Here is an 18,832-nt window from a genome sequence, read left to right as displayed (position 1 = left end):
TTGCAGCGCCAGCCTACCAAGCGATCGATCGGTGTTTGAGACAAACCGCCCGGGAACTGGCTATCATCTTCTGACTGCCAGAATGGAGCTACGATCACCCTTGGTGTTCATGACAGAGGCGCAGGGCTTGCGACCGACATGAAAGACCGTGTCTTCGAACGCTTCGTCCGAGCAAATCAATCAAAGCCCGGTTCCGGCCTTGGTTTGTCGATAGCAAAAATGGTTGCGGAAGCGTTGGGCGGCCAGATTAAACTGCGCGACCGCGAAGGTGGTGGAACAAGCGTGCTGGTGACATTGCCCGCAACGACACCGGAGCCGCGCGCATGAAATGCATTATCCTGCAATTCTGTGCCGTTCTGATATTGATTGTTCCTTCATGGCATAACACGCATGCGCAAAATGACCCGGTCTCAAAACCCGAATTTCAGATTGTCGGCGACATCGCACCCGGAACCATAGCCCCCGTACAGGCTGGTCTTGCCCGTCAATTGCTCGGTGTGAACATTGCTTATCGGCAGATCAGACCGGGTGAATGGACTTCGCGGCTTCTTGCTGGCGCTAAAGAAGCGAGCACCGCCGATCTCGTTATCCTTTCGACGCCCGATCTTGCGGTACTCATCGCCAATGAAGGTGGCGCGCAACCAAAAAATGGAATTGTTCGCAATGCAGGTTTAGCACCACAAGCTCATTGGCGTAGCGAATTGTTCAGCATCGGTTTCGATCCAGCGGTGAGCGTTGTCAGACGTCGCGCGCTCGACAATGAACTGCCAACGACACGCATTGAACTTGCACGATTGTTAGAGCAAAACGCACCGCGTTTTCAACGGCGCGTCGGCGTCGTCAATATCGGCATTGATAATGTCAGCTATACGCTGGCGGCTCAGGATTCGATCCGCTCTCCATTATTCTGGCGTATTGTCCGCGCCTTCGGCGCATCGCAAGCGCGTATTTTCGACACGAGTGAAGAGCTATTACAGGCATTGTCGGCTGGCAGCATCGATCTTGCCTATAACGTGTCGTTGTCAGACGTGAGCAAATGGCAATATGACGCACGGGATTTTACAGTGATCATACCACAGGATTACGTCGTCGCTCTACCCTGGACCGCGCTCATCCCAGACCGAAGTAGACACGCAAACATTGCCGAACAGGCAATCACATATCTTCTGTCTTCTAACGGTCAGGCGATCCTTCAACAAACTGGTCTTGTATCGGAAACGAGCCCTTCGGATGTAGCATCGCTGCAACCTGTCGAGCTTGGGCCGGAGCTTCTGGTTTATCTGGATGGATTAAAACGAAGCCGCTTTCTCGACACTTGGTTTCAACTCACTGTTCATGAGTAACAACACCAGTCAACAAATCCTGACAATGACTTATCCGGGTTAGGAGTATTACTCCTTCGTCTTTCGAATGGATAGCAAGAACACCGTCACCCTCTTGCCATCGGGACGAAAATCGAGGGTGTTGGGGGCCTCCAAACCTCCATACTGGCTTGTCAGCTCGTACAATCTGAATCCCACTGAAAATTCAGAAAGTTGGACAGATTAATTGGTTGGCACTCCGTCTTTGATCTAAAGACACAGGTAAGATGCTCTGGTCCGACCAAAGGCGAACCGCTTAATTTCCAGGTTGCCAGTCAAAAATGCAGCTGTCGCCGGAGTGCCTCTCCGACGAACATAAATTAATCTCGATTTCGCTAAATTACCATTATCTTGATCCAGGAAACAACAAATCGAGAAATCTTGCGGCAGTCGGTTGGGGCTCATGATTAGCAAGCCCCGGACGCTCATTGGCTTCAACGAAGATATAATCCGGGTTTTTGGGTTGCTTGACCATGAAATCGATCCCGACAACGGGAATACCGATTGCCCGGGCAGCCTTACAGGCAGCATCAACAAGGTCTCTATGAACAGTAGCTGTAACGTCGTGGATCGTACCGCCTGTATGAAGATTGGCCGCCTTGCGGACCGTAATTTCGCGATGATCCTCCAAAACAGAATCGAGCGACAGACCTTGTTCCTCCAGGCATCTTTTCGTTTCAGCATCTACAGGAATACGGCTTTCTCCGCCTGTCGCCGCAGCGCGTCTGCGGGATTGTATCTCGATAAGCTTGCGGATTGTTGCTTTGCCATCGCCGACCACCCGTGGCGGGCGGCGAACCGCAGCTGCAACGAGCTGGTAGTCTATTATCACCAGCCGAAGGTCCTCGCCTTCAAAACACGCCTCCAGCAGCACACGGTCGCACACGGTTCGCGCCTGTTTGATCGCCGTTCGCAGGTCTTTCATGGTCGAAATCCCGACGGAAATGCCTCTTCCCTGTTCGCCCCGGGCTGGTTTCACCACCAGCTTGCCGTGATGCTTTAGAAAATCTTCCAGCGCACCGTCATTCGCTTCGGCGGCAATCTGCTCCGGCACTGTCAAACCCGCCTTCTCGACGACACGCCGCGTCACGGCCTTGTCGTCACAGATCGACATTGCGACACCAGATGTCATTTCAGATAGGCTCTCACGACAATGAACCGAGCGTCCGCCATAGGAGAGACGGAAAAAGCCACCATCGGCATCGGTCACTTCAACCTGAACACCACGGCGCACCGCTTCATCAATAATGATGCGGGCATAGGGATTGAGCGCGTCAAAGGATTCCAGATGTGAGGCGAAGAACTTCTCATTTATTGCGTTCTTGCGCTTGATCGCGAAGAGCGGAACACGGCGAAACCTCAGCTTTTCATAGAGCCTTATAGCATTCTCATTGTCGTGCAGAACCGATAGATCGATATGGCTCAAACCACGAGCCTGAAAATGCTCGGCAAGTTTACGCACCAGTTTTTCGCCAATACCGGGCTGTCGTGCTTGCGGATGGACCGCAAGACACCAGAGCGAAGCACTGCGATCAGGATCGTCGAAAAGACGCTGATGATCGATACCCGTCACAGTGCCAACAATTTCGCCGGTAGCATCGTCCTGAGCCACAAAATAGGTAACAGCACGGTTGTCTCGCTCCGATGAGAAAAAGTCGGGACGCAGTTGAACCATGCCACAGGCCGCATAGACGGCGTTGATGCCTTCCGCGTCCACTTCGGAGACTGCACGACGGATGGTTATGCCGCGTGTCCGCCGCCCGCCCGGGCGATAGGTAGCAAGTTCAATCCGATACGTATGCGACGGATCGAGAAATATCTCGTGTGGTGCGAGCGACAGCAGCACATGAGGATCGCTGACGTAAAAGACGATATCGCGGCTTGCTGGTGCTTCCGCCCGCAAAGCTTCCACAATGGCCTCATTGGTTTCGAAGGTCTGCGCGAAGAGCAGCCGACCCCAGCCACAATCGACAAACACATCCTGCTTGCGATCTCCGCTTCCCGTCTTGTCGTGGCCATGCGCATGTTCCTGATAAAAGCCAGCGCTTTCAGGCGTACGCAAGCGCGTTAGACGGTGCGAAAAGGCTTTGCGACCTTTCGCTTTCTGCCGGGTCATATCCACCTCACCGGTTTTCCGCATTTCATGCCTCCTGCGTTTGCAGCCACATTTCAAGGAGGCCAACCTGCCAAAGCTCCGAACCGCGCAACGGCGTTATGTGTTCGGACGGTTTTGCAAACAGGCGTTCAAGATAATCGCGTTGGAAAAGTCCGCGCTCCCTCGCCTTTTGTGAAGAGAGGGCATCTCGCAACATATCGAGATAAGGGCCATCGATGTATTTGAGCTGCGGAACCGGGAAATATCCCTTCTTGCGGTCGATCACTTCGCTTGGAACGACCTTCCTCGCCACATCCTTGAGGATACCCTTGCCGCCGTCACGCAGTTTTTCCTCCGGCGGAATGCGGGCGGCAAGCTCGACCAGCTCATGATCCAGAAACGGCACCCGCGCTTCAAGCCCCCAGGCCATCGTCATGTTGTCCACGCGCTTGACCGGATCGTCCACGAGCATCACATTCGTATCGAGCCGCAGCGCACGGTCGACAGGCGTATCCGCTCCATCCTGCAGCAGATGTTCTTCCAGAAGGTCCTGACTGTAATCACGTTCCGGCATCCATTCCGGCGATAGCTGCGTGACGAGAACGTCGTGCGAGCGGTCACGGAACCCTTTGGCATAGTCGCTGACGACATCGTTGGAATCGACTAGCGGTGGATACCAGTGATAGCCGCCGAACCCTTCATCCGCGCCCTGTCCCGACTGGACAACCTTGATATGCTTCGAAACTTCCTTGGAAAGAAGGTAGAAGCCGACATTATCATAGGACACCATTGGTTCGGACATTGCCGCGATCGTTCCCGGCAAGGCGTCCATGAGGTCTGCAGAAGGCACAAAGATCTTATGATGTTCGGTCCCGAAATGCTCGGCGATCAGATCGGAATAGACAAATTCGTCGCCTTTTTCCCCGTTTGCTTCCTCAAAACCAACTGAAAAACTCATCAGGCCCGATTGACCTGCCTCAGCCAGCAGACCGACGATCAGGCTTGAATCCACCCCTCCGGATAAAAGCACGCCGACCGGCACGTCGGAAATCATCCGGCGCTTGACAGCGACACGCAGCATGGCGAGCAATTGCTCCTGCCATTCCTCGCGGCTCAACGCGCCGTCGCCGGGTAGACGACGATAAGGCGCCTGCCAATAGACGCGGTCAGCAAAACGTCCATTCGGTTCATAGACACGGATTGTCGCCGGGGGGAGCTTTCGAACACCATTATAGATCGTGCGTGGTGGCGGCACCACGGCATGAAAACTCATGTAATTGTGCAAGGCCGCGCGGTCTATCGAGGTGTCGATGCCGCCTGCCTTAACCAGAGCAGGCAAAGAAGAGGCGAACCGCAAGGCACCGGCCACCTCGGCGATATAGAGCGGCTTGATGCCGAAGCGATCACGCGCCAGGATAACCCTGCCGGTATCGCGTTCGTGAATGGCGAAAGCAAACATGCCAAGAAAACGCGTAACGCAGCTTTCGCCCCATGCATGCCATGCCTTGAGAATGACTTCTGTGTCACCGTCGGAGAAGAACTTGTAGCCCTTCTGTTCCAGCTCTGTGCGCAATTCGCGGAAATTATAGATGCAGCCATTGAAAACAAGCGTCAAACCGAGGTCGGCGTCGATCATCGGTTGCTGCGATTTTTCGGAAAGATCAAGGATTCTCAATCTTCGATGCCCGAAGCCGATATTGCCCCGGACCACAATCCCGGATGCATCGGGCCCGCGAGGACTGAGTACATCCGCCATTTTCGAGACTGCCGAAACTGACGGGGAACGACCGTCAAACCTGACTTCTCCGCAAATACCACACATAAAAAGGGTCGAAACCTCCATTATCAGTCATAAACAAATGAGGCCGTCGCATCTTTCATGGCGACGGCCTGCATAATTGCAAATGCGGGAGCGCCGGGATGGTTCCCAACTTTTTAGTTTCCGTTATGCGATCTTTCGGACCGTTTCCGCTTTGGAAAGCATATAGTTTTCGGCGGAAACCATATGTTCAAACGCGATGAGTCGCGCATCTTCGCTGCGATTTTCGACAAGCGCCGCCAGCAATCGATGCTGAAAGATGAGCCCTTCTTCACGCGAGGCTGGCGTGGGGTCCGCATAAATTGCGCGTGCGATTGGCAGGCTTCGCAGCAGGTTATGGGTCAATCCGCAGATGAAGCCGAGCAGGCGGTCCGGACAAAGTTGCGCCAGCAGGGAATGGAAATCCAGCTCCGCAACACGCTGGCGATACTGGTCGTCGAGATCAACTGGTGGACGGTCATAAATCCGCATTGTGTCTTCTAGTCGGATGATCTCGTCCTCGGTCAGCCTTCCCGACAGGATAGCCGCGACCTCCGGTTCAAGAAGCTTGCGGATAGCGTAGACTTCCGCAAGGCTCGGATGGTCGAAGAAAAAATAACTCCCAAGCATTTCCATTGCGTGCTGGGCGGAAGGTTCGGCCACAAAAGCCCCGCCCCCGGGACCGCTGCGCGTAAAAATCAGACCCTGCGTCTCCAGCGCCTTCATCGCTTCGCGCACAGTGCCCTTGGCGGCCTTGAACTGGTCAATCAGTTCCTTTTCCTGTGGCAGTCGATCTCCCGGCCTCAATGCATCGGAACGGATAACATCCTTGATACGGTCGGCAATCTCTTCCGGTCGCCGACGGACCTTTGCCGCCCTCGCGCGATATTGCGGTTCGTGATCGGAATTCAGGCCCATTTTGACCATATCCTGCTACTCTCTCCTGATGCGCGGCGCGCTTTCCACGAGTTTTCGTGTATAGGCATGTTCAGGTCTGGCAAAAAGAGCGCTTGCGGTTGCTTCTTCAACGATTTCCCCGAAATACATAACCGCAACCCTGTCGGAGATGGCTTCCACCACAGCAAGGTCGTGACTGATGAAGAGATAGGAGAGACCAAACTCTTTCTTCAGTTGATCCAAAAGCAGAAGAACCTGCGCCTGAACAGAGACATCCAGCGCGCTAACCGGTTCGTCGAGCACGACGATTTCCGCTTCAGCCGCCAGCGTGCGCGCAATGGCGATACGTTGGGCCTGGCCCCCGGAGAATTCGTGCGGAAAGCGTTTCAGCGTATCCTTGGGCATATGAACGGCGTCCAACAATTGGATCATGCGTTCCTGCCGTTGAGTTGGATCGAGGCCGCACAGAAGCCTGAGGGGTGTTTCCAGGATCTGCCCGATTGTCTTTCGGGGATTGAGTGAAGCGACAGGGTCCTGAAACACATATTGTATGACCTTGCCGAATGCCCGAGCACCGGAATTTCGCAGTTCATGCGCATCGCGTCCAGCAATCGTCATCGTACCGCCCGTCGGCTCTGTTAGCCCGACGAGCATTCTGGCGAGCGTGCTTTTGCCCGATCCGCTTTCACCGACAATCGCCAGTGTCTCACCGCTTCCAAGATCGAAAGAAACATTTTTAACCGCCTCGACCTTGTGACGCTCTTTCCCCAAAAGTGTTCGTCCGCCACCAAAGGTTTTGGTAAGATCGCGAACGCTGATCGCATTTCCGCTCATCCTGCCGCCTTCCCGTTTTCGCGCTTGAAGAGACCAGCCACACGTTGCAGATAGTCGGCGCCCTGCCCAAGTTCGGGAACGCAGGCTATCAAGCGTTTCGTATAGCTGTGCTGCGGATTGGACAGAACTGCCGAAGTTGTACCCGTCTCGACAATCTCGCCGTCTTTCATCACTGCCACGCGGTCACAAATCTCCGAAACCACTCCAAAATCATGGGTGATAAACAGGAGAGCCATGCCGCGCTCGCGCTGGAGATCGCGCAGCAGTTTAAGAATGTGCGCCTGTACGGTGACATCGAGCGCCGTAGTCGGCTCGTCCGCAATGATGATATCGGGATCATTGGCCAGAGCCATGGCAATGCCGACACGTTGACGCTGACCACCTGAAAGCTGAAGCGGATAGTGATTGGCCCGTTCCGCTGCATCCGGAATGCCAACCTTGTCGAGAAGCACAATCGCCTGTTCTCGCCGCTCACTGGCTCCAATCCGCCGATGCGCTGCAATTGCTTCCTCGACCTGCCGACCGACCGGATACATAGGATGCAACGTCGTCAGTGGGTCCTGAAACACATAAGCAACTCTTGTGCCCCGTGCCGCCGTCAACTCGGTTTCAGACATTGAGAGAACGTCCCGGTCGCCCAAATAGATCGCTCCGTTGCTGATAAGTCCGGGCGGGGACGCCACGAGGCCCATTACTGACAGGGCGGTCACGCTTTTGCCCGATCCGCTCTCCCCGATCAGACCGAGACATTCGCCGCGTTCAAGTTCCAGTGAAATATTGCGGACAGCGGGGGTGAAATGCCCGCCATTGACGAAGCCCGTTTCGAGACCGGCAATAGAAAGAGCTTTTTGGCTATCCTTGATCATGGGCGATGACCGGTCCTTGGCAATATCGGTTACTGCGCCTGGCCGCCCCAGCGCACCTGACCGCAATCGCGGATCGAGAACATCGCGCATCCCATCTCCCAATACGTTGAGACTGATGACCAGCAGGAAGATCATCAATCCCGGCACGATGGTGACATGCGGGGCATTGAACAGTTGCGCGCGGCCTTCGCCGAGCATGGAGCCGAGATCGGCCTGCGGCGGTTGCGCGCCAAGACCGAGGAAGCTCAGGCCCGCCGTTTCGAGGATCATCCAGCCCGCCGTGGTCGACATGGTAATGACGATAACCGGCAGTACATTGGGCAGCACTTCGCTTAACAGGATCGAAACCGGACTTTTCCCTGAGAGTCGGGCAGCATCAATAAACTCACGATGCGCGAGACCGAGCGTAACCCCGCGAACATTACGCGCGAAGAACGGAATATTGACCACCGCAATCGCGTAAAGCGCATTCATCAGGCCCGGCCCGAGCACTGCCACGATAGCCAGCGCCAGCAGGATATAAGGAAATGCCATCAGCATATCGATGCCGCGCATCATCAAATTGTCAGTTCGTCCGCCCGCATAGCCGGCCACGAGACCGATTGCCGAGCCGACAATCGCTGCAATCAACGTTGCTGCAAAGCCAACTGCGACAGACACCCGCGTGCCCCATATGACACGACTCAATATATCGCGCCCGAGCTGATCCGTTCCAAGAAGATGTCCTTCGCTGAACACGGGTTTCAATCGCATTGCGGGAGAAGTCGCGTCAGGATTGGGAAGCAGGAGAACCGGGGCCAGCAGAATGACGAGGCAGATCAGGACCAGCATAAAAAAACCGAACGCCGCCAGTCGATTGCTCATCAGGAGCCGCCATGATGACATGCGGACCGCCGTTGGCGCGGCAGAAATTTCTGGAAGCGCGCTCATGAGCGTATCCTTGGATCGAGCATGGTCTGGATGATATCAGCGAGCAGATTGAAGAGGACATAACTCGCGGCAACCACAAGTACGCCACCCTGCACCAGCAAGATATCGCGGGTGGAAATGGCTTTCACCAACATGGCGCCAATACCGGGCCACTGGAACACGGTTTCGATGTAGACGGCGCCGCCCAGCACAAATCCTGCCTGAATACCGATCACAGGAATGACGCTGACAAGTGCGGCGCGAAACGCATGACCGTATATCACGCGACGTTCGTTGAGACCTTTGGCCCGGGCTGTCCGGATATAGTCTTGGCGAAGCACTTCCAGCATCGCGCCGCGAGTCAGACGTGCGATCACGCCCGCCCCCACCACGGCCAGCGTCGTGGCCGGCAGAACCAGATGCCAGAGCAGATCCTTCAGGTCACCGCCGCCATAGACCGCATACATGCCGGAGGCTGGCATAATGCGCCAATGGACCGCGAAGAGATAGATCAGAAGCAACCCCAGCCAGAATGAGGGAATGGAAATTCCGGCAAGCACGATGAAAGTGATCGTCCTGTCTGCCCAGCCGAACTGGCGTACCGCCGAAACGATGCCAGCGAGCAGGCCGAAGACTGAACACAGTACCAGTGCTACGCCCGCGAGCACGAGTGTCGCCTGAAAGCGCTCCATAACCTCATCCAGCACCGGACGATTGAGCACGAAGGAACGCCCGAAATCCCCGTGCAGGAAATTGCCCATCCAGATGAAATATTGTTGCAGCAACGGCTTGTCGAGACCGAGATCGCGATTGATCCGCTCTACATTTTCCGGTGTTGCGTATGATCCAAGCAACGCGGTGGCCGTATCGCCAGGTATCATTGCCATGACGAGAAAAACAATGATCGAGAGACCGAGCAATACAGGAATAACGGCAACGAGGCGTTTCACAATATAAGCTGGCATGAATGCCCTCCCCGCTTATTCCTTGGTTACGTCTTTCAAATGCAGCAGGAAGGACGGCTGCAGCCTGAACCCTTTGACACCGGCCGTCGTGACTGCGTTCTGTTTCCAGTTCGCCACGAAAAGCCATGGCGCATCGTCATGGACGATATTCTGCACTTCACCGTAAATCTTTCCGCGTTCGACCTGATCGGTCGACGAGCGTGCCTTTTCCAGAAGCTCATCCACTTTGGGATTGGAATAATAGCCGGAATTGAAGCCGCCCTTGTCCGGCAGCGCGTCACTGCGCAGTGTCAGATAAGGCACGGTGTCCGGATCATTGGTCATCCATGCCATCTCAGCCATATCGGCCTTGCCCTCAAGTCCCGTATTGACCTTGCCCAAGAACGTGTTCCACTCGTAGGTTTCGATCTTGACCTTGAACCCTACGGCCTGAAGATCGGCCTGGATGGCAGCCCCCATGGTGATCGGATCGAGCATGCCCGAACCGCCTTCCGTCACATAGAAGGTGATTTCCGGATTGCCAGCTCCGGCTTCGGCAAGAAGCGCCTTGGCCTTTTCCGGATCGTAGGGATAGGGCTCGGTCTTGTTCTCGACCCAGTTAAAGGCAGGGGGAATCGGCCCCGGCGCAAGGGTTGCGGAACCCTGCAAAACATTGTCGACAAGCCCTTGCTTGTTGACCGCATAATTGGCGGCCTGACGCACTTTCTTATCCGCGAATGGACCGCTCTTCACGTTCAGGATGGTGAACCAGACATGGGGCCCCGCCTGTTCTGCAACCGCGAAATTCGCGTCCTGCTTGAAGGTGGCAAGATTGTCCGGCGGCACTTCCACCATAACATCCAGCCCGCCTGCCATCATCTCCGCGACGCGGGTATTGGCATCCGTGATCGGGCGGAACACAACTGCTTCCAATGCCGGCGCTGTGTCCCAGTAATCGGGATTGCGTTCGACCACCACGCGCTGGCCCGATTGCCATTCCGCGAACTTGAACGGGCCGGTTCCTGATGGATGACGGCCAAATTCCTTGCCGTATTTCTTGACTGCTTCTGGCGACACAATCAGGCCAGTCGGATAGGCCAGATTGGAAAGAAATGGAGCGAAAGGCTCCTTCAGCTTGAACTCGACAGTGTATTCATCGAGCACATTGACTGCGTCGATGGACGAGAAATTGAACGAGAGCGGAAATGGCCCGGTATTGTAGAACGGATGGTCTTCATTCAGCATTCTGTCGAAGTTGAACTTGACCGCTTCGGCATTGAAATCCGAACCGTCATGGAACTTCACGCCTTGACGCAGCTTGAACCTATAGGTCTTGCCGTCGTCCGAAATCGTCCAGCTTTCAGCCAGCGCGGGTTCTACCTCGAGCGTTCCGTCCCTGTAGCGCACAAGGCCATCGTAAATGTTGACGAGAATGCGAAAATCATTGGTGGCCGTGACTGTATGCGGGTCGAGCGATTGCGGCTCTGCAATCTGCCCGACAATCAGCACATTGGGCGGCGTTTGCGCCAATGCGGCTGCGCCCGCCCCGGCGACCGAAAGCGCCATAGCAGTCAGGACGGCACGGAATAACCTTCTCATGGGGTTCCCCTTCATTTGTCAAATCCGTCAGACTCTAATTTATAGGCATAAATCAACAATCATCAATGAATTATCATAATTAATTTTTGCGAGACAAAAAAGCGGGCCTGAGCCCGCTCGTGATTTCAAAAAGTTCAAAGGCTATTCCGCAGGCGTATCCTCGGGTCTCAAATCCTGCTCTGCCTTGGTCGATTTCTGATGGGTGAAACCCTTGAGGCCCTTGGCGGTTTCCTCGGCATCGCGTTTGATCTCAACTTCGCTCATTGCATAATGAACTACAAGTTTTGCAATGGAAGTGAGCGCGCTCAGATGAATGCGCTCATAGCCATGCGAGGCATCGACACCGAAGGTCAGCAAAGCCGTGCGCACATCATGTCCCGCCTCAACCGCAGATGCGGCATCAGAACGGTAATAACGGAACACATCCTTCTGGACCTGAATGTCATGCTCTCCGCAAAGCTCGTAGAGTTTCTTCGTCAAATGGTAATCGAACGGTCCGGTCTGGTCTGCCATGGCAAGCGTGATGCCGAACTCCGATGAATTCTGGCCTGGTGCTGTCGTTCCATTATCGATGGCGACCAGCGAGGCAATATCCGGCACAACGACCGCAGAGGCCCCCACTCCAACTTCCTCGCCGATGGTGAACAGCCAATAGCTGTCAACCGGCGTTTCCACATTGGCTCTCTGCATTGCCTCAAGGGCCGCAAGCATGATGGCGACACCTGCCTTGTCGTCAAGGTGGCGCGAGACGATAAAGCCATTATCGATGAATTCGGGCGCGGGATCGACAGCAACTATGTCACCAACATCGATACCGAGCTGCAGCAGATCATCGCGATTTCGGGCGAGCGCATCGACACGGAGTTCGATATGAGGCCAGCCGACCGGCTGCGTATCGACTTCCTCATTGAATGTATGGCCGGAAGCTTTCAGCGGCAGGATCGAACCGCGATAAATTCCTTTGGACGAAAAGATGGAAACGCGGGCACCTTCGGCGAAACGCGCTGACCAGTTACCGATGGAAACCAGTTCCAGTCGTCCGGTTTCCTTCAGATATTTTACCTGCGCACCGAGTGTATCGATATGCGATACGATCCCGCGCGCTGGTTTTTCCGTCAGGCCTGCCCTGCGCGCACGAATAGCACCCCGGCGCGTCAGCATAACCTCAAGCCCAAGTTGCTCCAGCTCTCGCGCAACGTAACGCACGGCTTCGTCGGTAAACCCGGTCGGACTCGGGATAGCAAGAAGCGCCTTGAGCCGTGTTACGAGATAGTCCTGATCAATTGTGATAGCGGTCTGCATCACTCATGTGTCGCAAAACAAGACCCCAACGTCAACGTGTCTATCGGAGTTTAAGTAAGCCCTCTTATCGGCGCCCGAAATGTACCTCTCCTTTAGGTTGCCGCGATCGCCAGCGGCATCATTACGCTGTAGCGGATGTTGAGCCAGGGAAGCAGAGTCGGCTTTTGCAAAGCTATGCCGATCCGAGCGAGGACGGCAACGGAAGGCCTATTACAATCAGCTGGAAATCCATCAGCGAACCTCGACGTCACTGAATGGTTGGTGTGGTTTTCCCAAACCGTGCTGACAGCTCAACAAACTACGCTGGATCGCGTCGCCTTTTACATCGCCAAGGCGCATTTCTACGACCGGTTCATGGGAGCGTTCAATCCCCGTCAGGAGAAAGTCATTGCTCGTCTGTTCGAGGCAGGACCGGAGGGCTTTATCGGTGGCCTCAATGCCAACAATTATCTAGCCATAACAAAGACATCTCGTGCAACCGCCACCCGCGATTTGCAGGATTTGGTCGACTAGGGTGCATTGACGTGTAGCGGTCAGCATCGATTCACCCGATACGCGCTGAACTGGGACAACCGGTTGGGGAATTCTGATTGGGAGTCGATAACGGGCTCGACCTGTCCTTTATAAATGAAGATAGCTTCTATTTAAGATTGCCGGTCAAGAAACCCATGTTTTCCATCGAACTCAAACGTCGGCAACCGTCAGGAGAAGACGAAGTCGTCGGCGGATAGGTCAGAGAGTGAGGCACCCTCGATAAGGATTCCGTAATCATCACGGTCTGCGATTGCAAAAAAGACACCGTCCGCGGTGTCCCGCGAAGCCGCGACGAAATCCTCGTAATCATAGACGAAGCCTGCATGGTCGAAGTGGATCACGTCACCCTCCTTTGTGTTAAAGTCGGTGACGCGGTCAACACCAGAATAACCGATATAGAAATCTGCCCAGACAAAAGCGTCAGCGCCCGCTCCACCCGTCAGGACGTCGGTGCCGCTATAGCTCCCGCCGTTCAGGATGTCATCTCCGTCGCCGCCATCCAGGTGATCGGATCCAGCCTGTCCGATGAGCGTGTCGTTCCCGGCCCGACCTTCGATCAGATCGTCCCCACCTTGGCCATCAAGTAGATCATTGCCAGCTCCACCACGCAGGGTATCGTTATAACCCGTCCGGGCCTCTACCTCGAATTGTTCGATATTGACGAAGCTCAGATCCGCCATTGCTCCGGTCATCGCATCGAACACGACCGGTCCGTCATCGTAGAGGGTCAGCACGAGCCGGTCCTGCCCATCTCCGCCATCGATTTCCCCTTCCACCGTATTTCCATAGGGGTTGGCGACGCCAAAACCATCATCGCCCGCCCCGCCGTCCAACCGGTCATAGCCCGCATAAACATGGGACAGCCAGTCGTCACCAGCGTCGCCGAACAGCGTGTCATCGCCCCTGTCGCCATGCACCTGGTCATTGCCAACGCCGCCGCTCAGGTAGTCGGCGCCATAACCGCCGTTTAGCACATCATCGCCATCGCCGCCAAAGAGCCTGTCATCGCCCTGCCCGGTGAAATCCGCGCTGTCACCCCAGAGTTCGTCGTTGCCGATGCCGCCTTGGAGATAATCGTTGCCATCATTCCCCTGTATCAGATCAGCACCTGCGCCGCCTCGAGCCGCATCATTGTCGGCACCGGCCGAGATTGTATCGTTGCCAGATGAACCATCTATCTGATCGTCACCGGCACCGCTAGCGATGTCAGCCGATGACAGCCCAGCCGTGCTCACCTTGTCGTCGCCGCTACCGGTCTCGCCAATATACTGCTCAAAATTGCGGATAATCGTTCCGCTCGAAGTAGTGCCTCTGGTGAAGTCAACCACAAGATCCTCGCTACTTCCGGCCTCATCGATTGTGAGCGTATCGTAACCCTCGCCACCATCAAGCTCAGCTGAAGCCAGTGTCGTGATGACGCTATCATTGCCGGTGCCGCCGAAGAGCCTATTGGCACCGAACTGGTCGATGACGGTGTCATCCCCCGCGCCAGCATCTACAAAATCAGCACCAAGAGCACTTGCCGGGTCATCGAAATCGGGCCAGGGCTGCCCGATCAGATCATTGCCTGCTCCAGTCGATATCTCATCGTCGAAACTGCCGCCATTGACCCAATCGTCCCCACTCCCAGTTGTCACCGCGAAGCGCTCAAAATCACGGAAGTAGCTGTGCTCAGCGCCCTGCGAGGGGTAACCGACGACGCTGTGGCCGTTCGTTCCATTGAAGAAAACTGCGCGGTTCTCGCCGGACAAGTCAAGGACGAGCGTATCGAACCCCTCGCTACCAAGGAGTGTGCCGTTCGTCCCGATAAGAACCAGCCGGTCGTCACCCGCTCCCCCTTCCATCAGATCATAACCGCTCGTGCTGGTCAGCACGTCATCGCCAGCACCGCCGTCAAGAAAATCATCTCCTTCGCGACCGTTGAGATCGTCTTGGCCGGCGAACCCTGAAATCCAGTCGTTCTCCATTGTTCCACGCAAGGTATCGTCGCTATTGGTTCCGACAATTATCGCCATGGCCCGATTTCCTCCTCTGCTTTCTCGCTCGAAGAAGTATAAGGGAATCAATCTCAAAATGAAAACACTTATATATAATCAATATATTCTCCTGGCTCACACCAATATTATTTCTATATTTTAATTCAAATTTATTTTTATTTATCGATAGGCGCTTTTATCGAAAAACTGTGCGCACTCAATGATTGGCGCCGCATTATGTGCGGCGAACATTCTTTACCACTGTTTGCAGGGTTGTAACCCGCAGCAACTTGCCAGAAAATCGTGAGGCGACATTTGTGCTAGCGGTTTCGTAATATACTTGGGCCTGTCAGATGCTTGCGTCCTGCTGCTTGATTAGCAAGAGTTCCTGACGAGAACTCAAAAATCGTCGTGTTGGGATCGAGATGCATCGCCTTTGATTCATGTTCGTTAGATATGGAGCGTGGTCTTTAGCTCCTCACGCTCTTGTCCTCTTTCGCCTCATAAAGATCAGTTGCCGCCGGAGGCCTCGCACCCACAATCGGGTCAAAACAGGACAATTCTACTCTTGTTTATAACAAATGTTCAGCTTATAGAGAACCGATTTCTAAGGTCAACGGCACACACCCGCAATTCAGGACATTCAGTGACTGTAATGAAAATCCTTCTGGCCGCTACGAGCTTTTTCGCCTGGTTCGCTCTTCAGAATAACCCAGCAGAAGCTGCCACGCAGTACCCCCTGACACTGGATAATTGCGGAGCGAAAGTTACATTCCAGAAGGCCCCTGAACGCGCTATCGGCCTTGGCCAAAACAGCGCCGAAATAATGCTGCTTCTAGGCCTTGAAGACAAAATGGCGGGAACCGCGTTCTGGCCAAGCAAGGTTTTACCGCAGCTCGAGGCTGCCAATTCCAAGGTGAAACTTCTGACTGTTGAATTCCCGACATTTGAATCCATCCTTGCAGAGAACCCGGATTTTGTAGCGGCGGCCCTTCCAAGCCTGATCGGACCAAACAGCAAGGTCGCAAAGCGCGACGATTTCGATAAGGTCGGTGTTCCGACCTATCTTTCGCCAAGTACGTGTCTGAGTACAGAGCAAGTCAGGGATGAGTATGGCAGCCGCGACAAACTATGGAACATGGAGCTTCTGTATAAGGAGATCGACGAACTCTCACAGATTTTCGATGTTTCAGATCGTGGTCAGGCACTCATTACTGATTTCAAGGCACGCGAAACGGCCTTGCGCGCAAGGGTTCCTGCAAGCGGTAAGAAACTTACTTACGTCTTCTGGTTCTCAAGCCCGTCGCCATCAGCAGACGCCTATCTGGGCGGCGGAAATGGCGCCTCGAGTTTCATTGCTGATGTCCTGGGTGGCGAAAATGCCATCAAGGCAGAAGCTGAATGGCCCACGCTTGGCTGGGAAAGCATTATTGCCGCGAACCCAGATGTGATTGTTGTTGCAAATCTCGACCGTAATCGTTGGGAGCTCGACAAGCCTGAAGCGAAGGTTCAGTTTCTCAATACAGATCCTGCGGTCAGCCAAATGCCAGCTGTCAAGAACAAGGCCATCGCCGTCATGGATGGTCAAGCCATGAACCCGACCATTCGTACGATTTACGGTGCCGAACAGGTCGCGCAACAGTTGAAGGCACTCGGTATTCTCAAGTGAGTGTTTCCGGCCAGGCTTTAAGGCAATGGGGCGCAGTCAGCATGGTGTTGCTGGTGTCGCTTGTCGCTATTGGTTTTGCGGTGGGGATCAGCGTCGGCATTGGTGATCTGCCGATCCCTTTATCGACAACCTTTGCAGCGATAACCAATCGTCTTGGATGGAGTACTGTCGAACTTAATCGCATTCATGAGACGGTAATTTGGGATTACCGTCTCAGCCGCGCATTGGTAGCAGCATTTTGCGGCGCAGGCCTCGCTCTTTCCGGCGCGATCATGCAGTCGCTTTTGCGTAATCCCCTGGCGGAGCCATACGTTCTGGGCATTTCCGCGGGTGCGTCAACGGGCGCTGTAACGGTTGTAATTCTCGGCATTGGCGCTGGCGCTGTTTCCTTGTCGGCAGGCGCATTCGTTGGCGCGTTTTCGGCTTTTTTCTTCGTTGCTCTTCTCTCAAATGGTACGCGCGGCGGCGCGGATCGTACCATTCTGGCGGGCGTCGCTGCATCGCAGCTTTTCAGCGCCGCAACCTCCTATATCGTCACCACATCCGGTAATGCACAGCAGGCGCGCGACGTGATGTTCTGGTTGCTTGGCAGCTTCGGGGGCGTCCGTTGGCCGGAGTTCATGCTGGTATCTGTCGTCATCACCCTCGGTCTTATCGCCTGTCTTCTCTATGCCCATGTTCTGGATGCATTTGCTTTTGGGGATGAGGCCGCCTCCTCGCTCGGCGTGAATGTCGGCCACGCGCGCATTTTCCTCTTTGCACTCACCGCAATGATGACCGCCACCATTGTCAGCATGGTCGGTTCCATAGGCTTCGTCGGGCTCGTCGTCCCGCATGCTGCACGCTTCATAGTCGGACCGCTACACGTAAGATTGTTGCCTGCATGCGCCATTATCGGCGCGATATTCATGGTGCTGGCCGATATCGCTTCGCGCTTACTGATACCCCAACAAGTCCTGCCCATCGGTGTGGTGACTGCACTTGTGGGCGTACCATTCTTCTCAATTATCCTTTACCGGTTTCAGCGCCCATCATGACGATCAGAGCCGAAAATCTTGTCTGGAAAATCGGCAAAAAGGCCGTAATCGACGATGTGTCTTTCGAAGCGAAGCCCGGCAGGATGCTGGGACTTCTGGGACCAAACGGTTCCGGAAAAACATCGTTACTGCGCCTGATCGCCGGATTGAAACGCCCCTGTTCCGGACGCGTCCTGCTTGACGAAAAGGATATCAATTCGGTTGCCCGGCGCAGCGTCGCGCAACGTGTGGCTTTTGTCGAGCAGCACGCGACGACAAATGCCAATCTTAAAGTAATGGACGTCGTAAGACTTGGGCGCTTTCCGCATAGATCAATGTTCTCTGGCTGGACAAGCGCTGACGAGACAGCGGTACAAAACGCGATTGAACGCACGGGAATGATAACCAAGAAAAACGATCAGTGGCAAAGCCTGTCAGGTGGAGAGAAGCAACGTGCGCACATAGCGAGAGCCCTGGCGCAGACGCCAAAAGAGCTTATTCTTGACGAACCAACCAATCATCTGGATGTACACCACCAGATGAGCTTGTTGAAACTGGTTTCCGCGCTGCCGATCACGAGCATAATTGCGCTGCATGACCTCAATCATGCAGCCATGTTTTGCGACGAATTAATCGTTATGGCATCAGGAAAGATCGTAGCCTGGGGCACACCGGAAGAAGTAATCACCGAGAGTATCCTTAAACAATTCTTCTCGATTGATGCGCGTGTAGAACCTTCTCCATATAGCGGACGCCCTCATATTCACTACCTCAGATAAAAATGCACTGGAAGATGTGCGGTTTGGCAACCATGATCGGACGAGAAAGGTCAACTCATGACTTCGGGGCAGATTGCAGGTGGGACACGCGTGGCGCGAGGACGACGCGAGCGCGGGATAGATCGCATCCTCAAGCTCTTTTCTTATTTGCAGGAGCATGGGGCCCCGCGCGGCTGGCGGATCTGCCGAAGGCGCTCGATGCGCCTAAATCAACGATCTACGATCTGGTGAATATCCTGAGCGAGGCGGGCTT

Annotated in this window: 14 protein-coding genes and 1 pseudogene; 6 read left to right on the top strand and 9 right to left on the bottom strand. The window is 54.7% G+C overall.

Annotated features, from left to right (window positions below; genetic code table 11):
* Positions 1-93 precede the first annotated feature (93 nt).
* Together JNC63_RS21380 and JNC63_RS21375 are read left to right on the top strand one after the other, a co-directional pair.
* Entirely contained in the window at positions 94-327 is a 234-nt protein-coding gene (locus JNC63_RS21380) for a sensor histidine kinase (protein WP_374846763.1), read from the top strand.
* Positions 324-1,343: an ABC transporter substrate-binding protein gene (locus JNC63_RS21375; protein ID WP_075042220.1), complete on the top strand. Its 1,020-nt coding sequence runs from the start codon at positions 324-326 to the stop codon at positions 1,341-1,343. The genes JNC63_RS21380 and JNC63_RS21375 overlap by 4 nt, the downstream gene beginning before the upstream one ends.
* A 364-nt stretch (positions 1,344-1,707) precedes the next feature.
* On the opposite strand, the gene ngg is transcribed toward JNC63_RS21375, so the two are convergent.
* The 8 genes from ngg to JNC63_RS21335 form a co-directional block, all read right to left on the bottom strand.
* On the bottom strand, positions 1,708-3,501 hold the full coding sequence (gene ngg / locus JNC63_RS21370) for an N-acetylglutaminylglutamine synthetase (RefSeq protein WP_006471500.1): 1,794 nt from the start codon (positions 3,499-3,501) through the stop codon (positions 1,708-1,710).
* Position 3,502: 1 nt separating this feature from the next.
* A complete protein-coding gene (locus JNC63_RS21365) occupies positions 3,503-5,278 on the bottom strand; it encodes an N-acetylglutaminylglutamine amidotransferase (RefSeq protein WP_006471499.1) in 1,776 nt (591 codons plus the stop codon).
* 123 nt (positions 5,279-5,401) lie between these two features.
* Positions 5,402-6,181, bottom strand: coding sequence for a FadR/GntR family transcriptional regulator (locus tag JNC63_RS21360; RefSeq protein WP_006469903.1), 780 nt, complete (start codon positions 6,179-6,181; stop codon positions 5,402-5,404).
* 6 nt (positions 6,182-6,187) lie between these two features.
* Complete coding sequence (locus tag JNC63_RS21355) at positions 6,188-6,985, bottom strand: ATP-binding cassette domain-containing protein (RefSeq protein WP_075042222.1); 798 nt, start codon at positions 6,983-6,985, stop codon at positions 6,188-6,190.
* A complete protein-coding gene (locus tag JNC63_RS21350) occupies positions 6,982-8,781 on the bottom strand; it encodes a dipeptide/oligopeptide/nickel ABC transporter permease/ATP-binding protein (RefSeq protein ID WP_075042223.1) in 1,800 nt (599 codons plus the stop codon). Before JNC63_RS21350 ends, JNC63_RS21355 begins: the two co-directional genes overlap by 4 nt.
* Positions 8,778-9,725 (bottom strand): ABC transporter permease, encoded by a 948-nt coding sequence (locus JNC63_RS21345; RefSeq protein ID WP_075042224.1) that lies wholly within the window; start codon positions 9,723-9,725, stop codon positions 8,778-8,780. The genes JNC63_RS21350 and JNC63_RS21345 overlap by 4 nt, the downstream gene beginning before the upstream one ends.
* A 15-nt stretch (positions 9,726-9,740) precedes the next feature.
* Positions 9,741-11,303: an ABC transporter substrate-binding protein gene (locus JNC63_RS21340; RefSeq protein WP_075042225.1), complete on the bottom strand. Its 1,563-nt coding sequence runs from the start codon at positions 11,301-11,303 to the stop codon at positions 9,741-9,743.
* Positions 11,304-11,444: 141 nt separating this feature from the next.
* Positions 11,445-12,605 carry an osmoprotectant NAGGN system M42 family peptidase gene (locus JNC63_RS21335; RefSeq protein WP_075042226.1) on the bottom strand — a complete coding sequence of 387 codons (1,161 nt, stop codon included), beginning with the start codon at positions 12,603-12,605 and terminating at the stop codon, positions 11,445-11,447.
* Between the two features lie 193 nt (positions 12,606-12,798).
* Here JNC63_RS21335 and JNC63_RS21330 point away from each other — a divergent pair.
* Positions 12,799-13,118 (top strand): annotated as a pseudogene (locus JNC63_RS21330) (DUF4172 domain-containing protein); the annotation flags it as partial.
* 188 nt (positions 13,119-13,306) lie between these two features.
* On the opposite strand, the gene JNC63_RS21325 reads toward JNC63_RS21330, so the two are convergent.
* Complete coding sequence (locus tag JNC63_RS21325) at positions 13,307-15,154, bottom strand: calcium-binding protein (protein ID WP_374846761.1); 1,848 nt, start codon at positions 15,152-15,154, stop codon at positions 13,307-13,309.
* 607 nt (positions 15,155-15,761) lie between these two features.
* On the opposite strand from JNC63_RS21325, the gene JNC63_RS21320 reads away from it, so the two are divergent.
* The 3 genes from JNC63_RS21320 to JNC63_RS21310 are packed head-to-tail and all read left to right on the top strand — an operon-like array spanning position 15,762 to position 18,579.
* Positions 15,762-16,784, top strand: coding sequence for an ABC transporter substrate-binding protein (locus tag JNC63_RS21320; RefSeq protein ID WP_075042229.1), 1,023 nt, complete (start codon positions 15,762-15,764; stop codon positions 16,782-16,784).
* Positions 16,785-16,825: 41 nt separating this feature from the next.
* Entirely contained in the window at positions 16,826-17,821 is a 996-nt protein-coding gene (locus JNC63_RS21315) for a FecCD family ABC transporter permease (RefSeq protein WP_374846762.1), read from the top strand.
* Positions 17,818-18,579 (top strand): ABC transporter ATP-binding protein, encoded by a 762-nt coding sequence (locus JNC63_RS21310; RefSeq protein WP_075042231.1) that lies wholly within the window; start codon positions 17,818-17,820, stop codon positions 18,577-18,579. Before JNC63_RS21315 ends, JNC63_RS21310 begins: the two co-directional genes overlap by 4 nt.
* Positions 18,580-18,832 lie beyond the last annotated feature (253 nt).

This window comes from Brucella ciceri (genome assembly GCF_041930145.1).
GTDB classification, from domain to species: Bacteria; Pseudomonadota; Alphaproteobacteria; order Rhizobiales; family Rhizobiaceae; genus Brucella; species Brucella intermedia.
The sequence above is the reverse complement of the archived record's forward strand: the minus strand, read 5'-3'. Positions and strand labels throughout refer to the sequence as shown.